We start from the raw sequence: 7,832 nt of genomic DNA on the forward strand, positions 1-7,832 counted from the left end.
TTCTTGCTATTCTTGGGCGGCGGCCCGCCTTTGCGTCAAAACAAATTGCGACAAAAGCCGACGAATTCAAGGAGTGGCCGAACAAGAAACATTTGGCACTGTTATGAACCCGTTAGCTCTCAGGCAAGGGAATGAACTCTTCCTCGTCTCCCGGTACGATATCGAAACGGCCGGTGCGCCATTCTTCCTTTGCCTTTTCGATGCGCTCCTTGGAAGACGATACGAAATTCCACCAGATATAGCGCTTCGAATTGAGCGCCGCACCACCAAAAAGCATCAAATGACAGTCTTTTTCGGCCGCTTCCAGCGTTATGGCGTCGCCGGGACGGAATATCAGGAGTTGATCCGGCTCGAAACGATCGCCGGCGACGATGAGCGGGCCTGAGAGAATATAGACCGCGCGCTCCTCATGTGCCGCCCCGAAAGGAAACTTCGCGCCGGGCTGGAGCTGAAGATCGACATAAAGTGTGTCCGAAAACACCTTCACGGGCGAGGTGACGCCCTCGAAACTGCCTATCACCACCCGCCCGGTCGCGCCGCCGTCGTTGATCAGCGGCAGGTCGGTCTTTTCGGTGTGGGCGAAGGCGGGATCGATCTCTTCCTTGTCGTCGGGAAGCGCCAGCCAGGTCTGCAGGCCGGACATCGCCAGCGGGTGGCCGCGCAGATTGTCCGGCGTGCGCTCCGAATGGACGATGCCGCGCCCGGCCGTCATCAGGTTGATATCGCCGGGACGAATGACCTTCTCCGTGCCGAGGCTGTCCATATGGCGGATTTCGCCGTCGAAAAGATAGGTGACGGTGGAGAGCCCGATATGCGGGTGCGGCCGGACATCCAGCGCCTCGCCGGGCCGCAGCACCGCCGGCCCCATGCGGTCGAAAAAGATGAACGGCCCCACCAGCCGCCGCCGGCTGCTCGGAAGCGCGCGGCGCACGGAAAAACCGCCGATATCGCTGGTGCGCGGAATGATGAGGTGCTCGATCGCATCGCAGGCAAAGGCATCGCCGGGCTGCGGATCTTTTCCGGGAAAGAAGGACATGACGAGCGCTCCGTTGGCCACCTGCTAACTTAGCGGGGATGAGAGGCGAGAGAAAGCGGAAGTTGCGGTCGGCCTAAGACGCGTGGCGCGTTCATTGTAAATTAAATATCACACGCGAACGCCTGCGAATCTCGGCTTTCCGGGATTGGCTTCGTGCCGAAGGTCATGCAATCACGCGGATAGTTATGGCGCGCGCAAGAAGGCAAAAAGCAAGTATGAGTGGCAGGCTAAGGAAACAAGTAAAGATGGGCATGCTTATGGCGCTGGCGAGTGCGCTGAGCGCCTGCGGTACCTATTCGTCAACCCAGCTTGGCGCGGGAGCCAAGGAGGTTGCAAAAGCAGCTCCGGGCATGGCGAAGGATGCAGGGGCAGCTATCGTTGTCCGCGTTTCGCTGTCCGGCAGCTATTGCGCCAATGGCCAAGTCGTTTTGAACAAAATTGTCGATGGAAAAATCGATAAGAACCAGTCCGTGACGATCGGTCAGGTCGGAAGTGGCAATCTCGGAGATGGCCTGAAGGACATTGGGAAAATGTATGTCCGTTTTCTCACCTTGAATGTTCCGGCAATCGTCAAGGAAGTCGATAAGGGAGATATTCGCACATCCTACCGGCCAATCGCCCCTGGCAGCTATGTGGCCACCTATGCGAGCTGCTCGATCGGCCGGACGCAGGCGACGATGGGCGGCAACGAGGGCGGTTCGCTTTTCAAAGCGCCCCCACCACCGGTTCTTCGTCCGCTCCTGGGCGCGAACCATATCGTGATCGGAAACGGTCAGATCGTCGATGCAGGCATTCTCGATATCAAGGTGCTGTCGCAGCAATATCGATTCACCGGGCCTGGCATTGCCATGTTGATCGGCTCCGAGGCGCCTCCCGTATTCAAGGAAACGATCAGGAAAAATCTGCCGGAGCTTTATCCGAAGATCACCTATTCAAAATTCACGCCCTATCCCGGACTTCTGGCTCCGGTTCCGATCAAGTAACAAACCAAAAGACCGAGGAAACATGACGAGTAATCGCATCATTCATTTCGTTCGCCCAGCTCCGGCAATGGCTCTCGCTTTGGCGATGGGTTTGGCCGGATGCACCACTGCGCAGCAATCTCAACCCGTCGCGTCGGCGCCGACCGGCAAGACCGATATTGCCATCAAGGCGTTCAAGGAACTCTGCCTGCAGACGGCACCATCCTTTGCCGCCGGCATTAGTGGCGCGAAGCGCTATGGCATCAAGCAACTCCTCGATCTGGGCGGTGATCAGAGCGGCATGACGGACGACAAATCCATGTCGGTTCAGATCAAGCCAAACCGCGAATGCGCGATCACCAGCCCAAACCGGGCCGATCCGACGCTCCATCGGCAATTTGTAAGCGTTATCGCCGAATTTGCCGACAAGGTTCCGGCCGATAGCAAAGCAAATCAGCCCTTCACCGCGATGGTCAAAGGCAAACGCTTCATCTTCCAGCACGATCGCAACGGCGGCGAGGCCTATGTTATGTTAAGCCTGGAAAAATAACGGCAATGCAGGTCGCTGGGTCGGGCCTTACTGCCCGTCCAGCGGCTCCGTGCCTTGCGGCTTGCCGGCGCGGTCGAGCCTGATCTTTTCGATCCGGTTCTCCGCCGCCGAGAGCAGCGTCTCGCAATGCTTCTTCAGCGCTTCGCCGCGCTCATAAATGGCGATAGATTCGTCCAGCGCCACGTCGCCGCGTTCCAGCCGCGCCACGATGCTTTCAAGCTCCGCCACGGCCTTCTCAAAGGAATAGCCGGACACATCCAATTTGGCGCTTTCGCTCATCGTCAACCCTTCATCATGCGCAGAATATGCAGCCCGGCCGACTCGGCCAGACCTTCCAGATCATAGCCGCCTTCGAGCAGGCTGACGACCCGGTTCTTGGCGCTGCGATCGGCGGCCTCCAGAATCCGCCCCGTCGCCCAGTCGAAATCCTCGCCGGTGAGGTTCAGCTGCGCCAGCGGATCGCGGTGATGGGCGTCGAAACCGGCGGAAATGATGATGAGGTCGGGGTGGAAATCGTCAAGCGCCGGCAGCACGCGTGACTTGAAGGCCTCGCGAAAATGATCGCTGCCGGTGTTGGGCGACAGTGGCGCGTTGACGATGGTGTTATGCGCGCCACGGTCATCCTTCTTGCCGGTGCCCGGATAGAGCGGCATCTGGTGGGTGGAACAGAAGAGTACGGACGGATCGTCCCAGAAGATGTCCTGTGTGCCGTTACCGTGGTGCACGTCCCAATCGACGATGGCGACACGCTCAGCCCCGTAGGCCTTCTGGGCATGGCGGGCGGCGATTGCCGCATTGTTGAAGAAGCAGAAGCCCATGGCCTTGTTCTTCTCGGCATGGTGGCCGGGCGGGCGGGCCGCGACGAAGACATTGTCGGCGGCGCCCGAGAATACGTCGTCGACGGCCGCCGTCGCCGCGCCGACGCCATGCAGGATCGCCTGCAACGTCCTAGGGCTGGCATAGGTGTCGGCTTCGATCTGGTTGATCTCACCCTCGTCGCCCTTGTCGGGAATCGAGCGCAGAACGAAATCCAGATGCTCCTCGGGATGTGCGAGCAGCACCATGTCCTCATGCGCAAGCGGCGCCTTGCGCCGGTCCAGCCGGTCGAAGTTCGGATGCTCGAGCGCGATGTTCAGCGACCGCAGCCGGTCCGGCCTCTCCGGATGACCCGGCGGGACGATGTGCTCGAGAAAGATCGGATGTTCGTAAAGACGTGTGCTCATGAGACCAATCTATAGGGGAGATATGACGGCTGCTACAGGACATGGGCGGTATCACCGCAATGTCAACAATTACCGGTAACGAGGGGAGGGCGCGCGCCGTTTACTTCCGGGGGCGCAGTGTTAAACTTTCAAACAGGCGCGAGCAGCGCCGGCCAAGGTCTTTTCGTGATGACAAGTGCAGAGCGATCCGATGTCGTCGAGATGCGGGTACCACCCCGCGATGTCGACAGGCATGGGCGGATGTTCATCGCCTCCTACATTTCCCAGGCGGAAACGGCGTTGTCGAATTTCTGGCGCACCCGGCCACTGGTTGAAGACGAGCCGGCCTATATCGCCACCAAGGCGTCCTGCACGCTGCACCGGGCGCTACGCTATGACGATCCGGCTCGCTTTTCGGTCCGTGTCAGCAAGATCGGTGGCAAATCCGTCGGCTTCAAGATCACGGTCGAAACCGGTCATGAGCTGGCCGCCGAGGTGGAAATCCTTTGGCTTGCCGTGCGCGGCGAGGAACAAGAGCCAGTGCCGCTGCCCGAAGACATCCGCGACTGGCTCTATAAGTATCTTGACTAAAGATCAGGTCCGCTGCGGCAGCAGCGGATAACCGGCCATGACGGCGCGGCCGACGAGAGCCGCGACCACTGCCTTGGCGAGATCGCCGGGCACGAAGGCCATCGACCCGAAGAATGCCTTGCCGAACTCGATATTGGCCACGAGGGCCAGCCAGCCGATGCCGAAGGCATAGAGAACGACAACGCCACCGATCACCGAGGCGATGAAGAAGCCGATGCCCTGGGCAATGCCCGTCTGCTCGGCCTTGACCAGCCGCTCGGAGAGATAGCCGGTGATATAGGCGGCAAAGGTCCAACCGATGAAGAAGCCGGCCGTCGGCCCCGCGAAGACGGAAAGTCCGCCGCGTCCGCCCGACAGCACCGGCAGGCCGATCGAGACCAGCACCACGACGATCAGCACGGCGATCGCGCCGCGTTTTGCGCCGAGCACCACGCCCGCCAGCATGACGCCAAGCGACTGTGCGGTGATCGGCACGGCAATGATGCCGATCGGGATCGGCGGCAGCAGGCCGAGCGCCACGATGATGGCGGCAAACAGCGCGGAGAGAACGAGGTCGCGGGTCGTCATGACGGCTCCATTCAAAAACAATCTCTGTTCAATGCCGCCGAATGCCACGGGCGTCAATCGCAGCCGCGATATTATCGGCATCGCGCAAGGTCAGGATGATCAGCGGCACGAGCGTGGTCGCGATGCGGATCCTGATCCCGCGCGCCTCATGCGCCTCGCGGATGGCGCGGTAGCGGTCGAGAATCTCGGGCACGAAGCGGACGACAAGGCCGACCGCAAGGCCGATATCGGCGGCCTTCAACAGGCCGAGCCTTTCCAGTGGCGCGGCAAGCGCCGTGATCTCGTCCATGAATGCCGTGATCGACGTCGTCGCCGTCACCGTCGCCGCGAAAAGCACCAGCGCAACCAGCCGAAGTGTGGTGACGATGGCGACATGGAGCGGATTGAAGATCAGGCCGAACAGCGCCACGACGGCGATGGAGAGGAGAACCGGCCGCAGCCGTTTCAACGCTTCACCCGCCGGCAGGCCGGTGCGGAAGTAGAGGACGGCGCCGACGACGATGGCAAGACCGAGCAGCACAATGGAGTCGATCACGAACAGGACGATACCGAGCACTGCCAGCACGGCGAGCTTCAGGCGCGGCGATATCCGGTGCATCCACGTATCGACATCGACGTGCAGCGTCTGCATCAGGCGGCAAGCTCCCTGTATCGGGCGATGGCCTCGGTCGGCGGCGCGTCGGCGACAAGCCGGCCCTGATCGAACAGCAGCACCCGATCGAAATCCTCGACTAGCGGCAGGTCATGGCTGATGACGATGACGCTTTCCGGCAGGCCGGCGATGGTTTTCTGCACCAGCGCCCGGTTTTTTAGGTCAAGCTGGTTGGTCGGCTCGTCAAGGATGAGGATATCAGGCCCGGTGACGAGCACGGAGCAAAGGGCGGCCATCTGCAACTCGCCGCCCGAAAGCTCGTGCGCCCGTCGATCCGCCAGATGCCGCACGCCAAAGCGGTCGAGAATGCCGTCGACAGCTGTCTCGATTTCGGCTTTCCCAAGTCCGCGAGCCTTGAGGCCGAAGGCGATGTCGTCGCGGATGATGGGCAGGATGATCTGGTTTTGCGGTGACTGGAAGATGTACCCGACTTTGCCGAGTACGGCCTTGGCGTCACCGAGCGTGTCGAGGCCATCGACGATGACGCGGCCGGTGGTCGGCTTGGCGAGCCCATTGATCAGCCGCGCGAATGTCGTCTTGCCGGAACCGTTGAGCCCGATCACGCCGATCCGCCGTTCCCTCAACGTCAGGCTTAGCGGCAGAAGTGCGGACCGTGTGCCGAAATCGACGCCGGCATTGTCGAAGCGGATATCCAAGCGGCTGGTCCCATCCCGTGGTGCTGTTGCGGTCCTATAGCCCATCATGACGAATTATCAAATCAAGGCCTGTTGGAAAGCATGGGAATTTATGCCTATGATCTCATCATGACGAATCTGCTATCGAATCGTGATGCCCGCCGCGTCTTCCTCGCCAAGCAGGGGCTTTCAAATCCGCCGAACCGCGCCTTGACCAAGGCGGGGTTGCTGCAACTGATCCACGATATCGGCTTCGTACAGGTCGACAGCATCGGGACGGTCGAGCGGGCGCACCACCAGATCCTGTTTTCGCGCAACCAGACCTATCGGCGCGAACATCTGACCGAGCTGCTCGAAAAGGACGGCGCGCTGTTTGAACATTGGACGCACGACGCCTCCATCCTGCCAAGCGCCTTCTTCGTCTACTGGAAACACCGGTTCCGCCGCGAGGAACTGGCGCTGGTCGATCGCTGGCGCAAGTGGCGCGGTGAGGGGTTCGAGTCCGCCTTCGAGGAGACCTATGAGCGGGTGCTGAAGCACGGCGCCATTATGGCCCGCGAAGTCAAGGCGGAGGGCCATGTCTCCGGCGGCTGGTGGAACTGGCATCCGAACAAGACCGCGCTCGAATATTTCTGGCGCACCGGCAAATTTGCCATCGCCGGCCGCACGAACTTCCAGAAGGTTTACGATCTGGTCGAGCGCGTCCTGCCGGAACACGTCCATACACCGGAGGTCGAGCATGAGGAGTTCGTTGACTGGGCCTGCCGTGGCGCCTTGCAGCGCCTGGGCTTTGCCACCTCGGGTGAAATCGCCGCCTTCTGGAACCTGGTGACGCCGCAGGAGGCAAAAGCCTGGGTGGACGCGCATCGCGACGAACTCTCGGAAATGCTGATCGAGCCTGCGGGTGAGGGCAAGCCGCGTCCGTCCTTCGCCTTCGCCGACTTCCTTTCGACGCTCGACAGTTACCCCGAAGCGCCGGCTCGCATCCGCGTGCTCAGCCCTTTCGATCCGACCCTGCGCGACCGCAACCGTACCGAACGCCTCTTCGGCTTTTTCTACCGCATCGAGATCTTCGTACCGGAGCCAAAGCGCGAATATGGCTACTACGTCTTCCCGCTATTGGAAGGAGACCGTCTGATCGGACGGATCGACATGAAGGCCGACCGCAAGGCGGGCACTCTGGATGTCAAGCGGCTGTGGCTGGAGCCGGGCGTCAAGGCGTCCGGAGGAAGGCTGGAGAAGTTGGAGGCGGAGCTGGAGCGTGTTGCGCGCTTTGCCGGGGTCGAGAAGGTGGTGTTTCTGGAGGGGTGGCGCGGTTAATACCTTCTCTCCAGCGGAGAGAAGGTGGACGCGAGCGATTGAGTGAAACGAAATCGCGAGGGGCCGGATGAGGGGGCCGCAGAGCGCGAGCGGCGCGGGCCTTGAGCGGCTTAGCGAAAGGCAAATCTTCCGATGCCAGACGCCCCCCTCACATCCGACCCTTCGGGCCACCTTCTCCCCGAGGGGAGAAGGAACTTACGGCGCTAGCATGCCCTCATATGCAATTGCTCTCCCCCCTTGTGGCAGGGCTATCGCATATGAGCGAGGAGTTCGGTTAGGAATTGGTCATCCCATCCGGCCTTTTTGATTTTGCGTCG

Annotated in this window: 10 protein-coding genes; 4 read left to right on the forward strand and 6 right to left on the reverse strand. The window is 61.0% G+C overall.

All coding sequences use genetic code 11. The features are described from left to right. Positions 1-112: 112 nt before the first annotated feature. A complete protein-coding gene (locus AC1RO0_RS30790; protein WP_498596321.1) occupies positions 113-1,036 on the reverse strand; it encodes a pirin family protein in 924 nt (307 codons plus the stop codon). A 245-nt stretch (positions 1,037-1,281) separates the two neighbouring features. Between AC1RO0_RS30790 and AC1RO0_RS30795 the strand changes: the two genes are divergently transcribed. Beyond that, positions 1,282-2,019, forward strand: coding sequence for a hypothetical protein (locus AC1RO0_RS30795; protein WP_498596322.1), 738 nt, complete (start codon positions 1,282-1,284; stop codon positions 2,017-2,019). Between the two features lie 67 nt (positions 2,020-2,086). Further along, the gene (locus tag AC1RO0_RS30800) at positions 2,087-2,548 is read left to right on the forward strand and encodes a hypothetical protein (RefSeq protein WP_498596323.1); all 462 of its coding nucleotides are present in this window, start codon (positions 2,087-2,089) and stop codon (positions 2,546-2,548) included. A gap of 27 nt (positions 2,549-2,575) precedes the next feature. On the opposite strand, the gene AC1RO0_RS30805 is transcribed toward AC1RO0_RS30800, so the two are convergent. Both AC1RO0_RS30805 and AC1RO0_RS30810 read right to left on the reverse strand, forming a co-directional pair. Then, positions 2,576-2,827: an exodeoxyribonuclease VII small subunit gene (locus AC1RO0_RS30805; RefSeq protein ID WP_184356514.1), complete on the reverse strand. Its 252-nt coding sequence runs from the start codon at positions 2,825-2,827 to the stop codon at positions 2,576-2,578. 2 nt (positions 2,828-2,829) lie between these two features. Beyond that, the gene (locus AC1RO0_RS30810) at positions 2,830-3,771 is read right to left on the reverse strand and encodes a histone deacetylase family protein (protein ID WP_498596324.1); all 942 of its coding nucleotides are present in this window, start codon (positions 3,769-3,771) and stop codon (positions 2,830-2,832) included. Between the two features lie 168 nt (positions 3,772-3,939). Here AC1RO0_RS30810 and AC1RO0_RS30815 point away from each other — a divergent pair, with 168 nt between their 5' ends. Further along, on the forward strand, positions 3,940-4,341 hold the full coding sequence (locus AC1RO0_RS30815) for an acyl-CoA thioesterase (protein ID WP_498596325.1): 402 nt from the start codon (positions 3,940-3,942) through the stop codon (positions 4,339-4,341). Between the two features lie 3 nt (positions 4,342-4,344). On the opposite strand, the gene AC1RO0_RS30820 is transcribed toward AC1RO0_RS30815, so the two are convergent. From AC1RO0_RS30820 to AC1RO0_RS30830, 3 genes are read right to left on the reverse strand one after another with little or no spacing between them, the layout of a single operon-like run. Then, on the reverse strand, positions 4,345-4,908 hold the full coding sequence (locus AC1RO0_RS30820; protein WP_498596326.1) for a biotin transporter BioY: 564 nt from the start codon (positions 4,906-4,908) through the stop codon (positions 4,345-4,347). 28 nt (positions 4,909-4,936) lie between these two features. After that, positions 4,937-5,539: an energy-coupling factor transporter transmembrane component T family protein gene (locus tag AC1RO0_RS30825; RefSeq protein ID WP_498596327.1), complete on the reverse strand. Its 603-nt coding sequence runs from the start codon at positions 5,537-5,539 to the stop codon at positions 4,937-4,939. Further along, positions 5,539-6,216, reverse strand: coding sequence for an energy-coupling factor ABC transporter ATP-binding protein (locus tag AC1RO0_RS30830; RefSeq protein ID WP_498596329.1), 678 nt, complete (start codon positions 6,214-6,216; stop codon positions 5,539-5,541). Before AC1RO0_RS30830 ends, AC1RO0_RS30825 begins: the two co-directional genes overlap by 1 nt. A 108-nt stretch (positions 6,217-6,324) precedes the next feature. On the opposite strand from AC1RO0_RS30830, the gene AC1RO0_RS30835 reads away from it, so the two are divergent. Next, the gene (locus AC1RO0_RS30835) at positions 6,325-7,515 is read left to right on the forward strand and encodes a winged helix-turn-helix domain-containing protein (protein WP_498596328.1); all 1,191 of its coding nucleotides are present in this window, start codon (positions 6,325-6,327) and stop codon (positions 7,513-7,515) included. The last annotated feature ends 317 nt before the right edge of the window (positions 7,516-7,832 follow it).

It is taken from the genome of Rhizobium sp. GW821-FHT14E12 (assembly GCF_058803745.1).

Excerpts from the sequence above, each read along its gene's own strand:
- AC1RO0_RS30810 (WP_498596324.1), bottom strand. The coding sequence starts at position 3,771 with ATGAGCACACGTCTTTACGAACATCCGATCTTTCTCGAGCACATCGTC.
- AC1RO0_RS30820 (WP_498596326.1), bottom strand. The coding sequence starts at position 4,908 with ATGACGACCCGCGACCTCGTTCTCTCCGCGCTGTTTGCCGCCATCATC.
- AC1RO0_RS30790 (WP_498596321.1), bottom strand. The coding sequence starts at position 1,036 with ATGTCCTTCTTTCCCGGAAAAGATCCGCAGCCCGGCGATGCCTTTGCC.
- AC1RO0_RS30825 (WP_498596327.1), bottom strand. The coding sequence starts at position 5,539 with ATGCAGACGCTGCACGTCGATGTCGATACGTGGATGCACCGGATATCG.
- AC1RO0_RS30795 (WP_498596322.1), top strand. The coding sequence starts at position 1,282 with ATGGGCATGCTTATGGCGCTGGCGAGTGCGCTGAGCGCCTGCGGTACC.
- AC1RO0_RS30800 (WP_498596323.1), top strand. The coding sequence starts at position 2,087 with ATGGCTCTCGCTTTGGCGATGGGTTTGGCCGGATGCACCACTGCGCAG.
- AC1RO0_RS30805 (WP_184356514.1), bottom strand. The coding sequence starts at position 2,827 with ATGAGCGAAAGCGCCAAATTGGATGTGTCCGGCTATTCCTTTGAGAAG.
- AC1RO0_RS30835 (WP_498596328.1), top strand. The coding sequence starts at position 6,325 with ATGACGAATCTGCTATCGAATCGTGATGCCCGCCGCGTCTTCCTCGCC.
- AC1RO0_RS30815 (WP_498596325.1), top strand. The coding sequence starts at position 3,940 with ATGACAAGTGCAGAGCGATCCGATGTCGTCGAGATGCGGGTACCACCC.